1 protein-coding gene is annotated in these 1,372 nt (G+C 64.5%); it reads right to left on the bottom strand.

Features of this window, described 5'->3' with window-relative positions; genetic code table 11:
- Positions 1 to 160: 160 nt before the first annotated feature.
- The gene (locus IH09_RS36110) at positions 161 to 1,309 is read right to left on the bottom strand and encodes an IS701 family transposase (RefSeq protein WP_387803882.1); all 1,149 of its coding nucleotides are present in this window, start codon (positions 1,307 to 1,309) and stop codon (positions 161 to 163) included.
- Positions 1,310 to 1,372 lie beyond the last annotated feature (63 nt).

Genomic DNA, 1,372 nt, shown 5'->3' with positions numbered 1-1,372 from the left:
TACTGCAACGACACTCCGTGATGCCCTCTGCGTTGGTAATGGCTGATGCGGGCTCGTGCTTGGGTCTTTCTTCGCCATAGTGACCATGCGAGTACGTGTTGGGCGGGGTGCCGGAGGGGCGAGGAGATCCGGTTGAAGAGCCGCCGGGCCTCGTTCATGGTCATGGGTATGAGGGATTGATTACAGCCGGTATCCGGGGCCCCTTTTTTGCCTTGGCTCGCAGTAGGGCGAGGAAGGCAAGGGCGGCCATGGAGAGAGTTATATGCCGGTACCACGCGCTGTACCCGCGGACCTGGTAGTGATCAAGTCCGGTTTCGTTCTTCGCCGTCTGGAAACACTCCTCGACCATCCACCGGGACCCCGCTACCCGCGCGAGTTCCTCTAAGGGTGTCCCGGCCGGGGAGAAGCAGATGTAGTGGGCAATATCCGTGGGATCCGTGAGGCTGCGCCGTGCCAGTAACCAGTGGTCCCAGCCTTCCCGCCGCCACGGCCGGATCGGGACCGCTGCCCAGTCGTACTCACGCGGCCCGTGGGCGCCGTCGCCGCAGCTCACACGGGCCCAAGCGTCATCAGGGAGCTCGCTGACCAGCTTGTGCGCGCGGGCCTGGCCGAAGAATTCCATGGTCATGACCATCTGCGATTTCGGGACCGCGAGGACATGGGGGATGTCATGCTCTTCCAGCCACAGCCGGATCCGGCTCGTCTGGCCGTAGACCTCATCGGCAGTCACCCACCCAAACGGGATCCCCGATTCCACAGCGCGTTTCAGCATGCGCAGGCCCATGTCCGGCTTGGTGGCGAACTCGACATCATCGCCGATGCCAGCAGCCCGGCACCGTTCGCGGTCCGATATCCAGTCCTTCGGGAGATACAGCTCGCGGTCGATCAGCGCCCGCCCCCGGTCGGATCCATAGGCCAGGAACACTCCGATCTGGGAATTCTCGATCCGGCCGGCCGTCCCCGAGTACTGCCGGCCCACCCCCGCCGACTTGATGCCCTTCTTCAGGAAACCCGTCTCGTCGAGGATCAGAATTCCCCGGCCGGAATCTCCGATCTGCTCCACGACCGCGTCGCGGACGTCGTCCCGCAGGGCATCGGCGTCCCACAGGTAGTGGTTCAGCAGCCGCTGCATCCCCTGGGGACCGTCGTCGCCAGCGGCCTCCGCCAGGGTCCAGCCGTTCTTCCGTTCCGCCTCGCTGAGCAGTCCCCGCAGGTAGGACACCATCCGCCGCCTCGGCTCCACCCGCCCGAAGCGTCCCGCGAACCGCGCCACGAAGTCACCGAACAGATCTGACCAACCATCAGCTATCTCATCCACCACGAAGCAAGCAACGACGACGACCGCATCGAGTCACGGAGTGTCGTTGCAGTA

Source organism: Streptomyces celluloflavus (assembly GCA_000720995.1).
GTDB classification, from domain to species: Bacteria; Actinomycetota; Actinomycetes; order Streptomycetales; family Streptomycetaceae; genus Streptomyces; species Streptomyces celluloflavus.
This window is presented reverse-complemented; position numbering and strand designations above follow the sequence as displayed.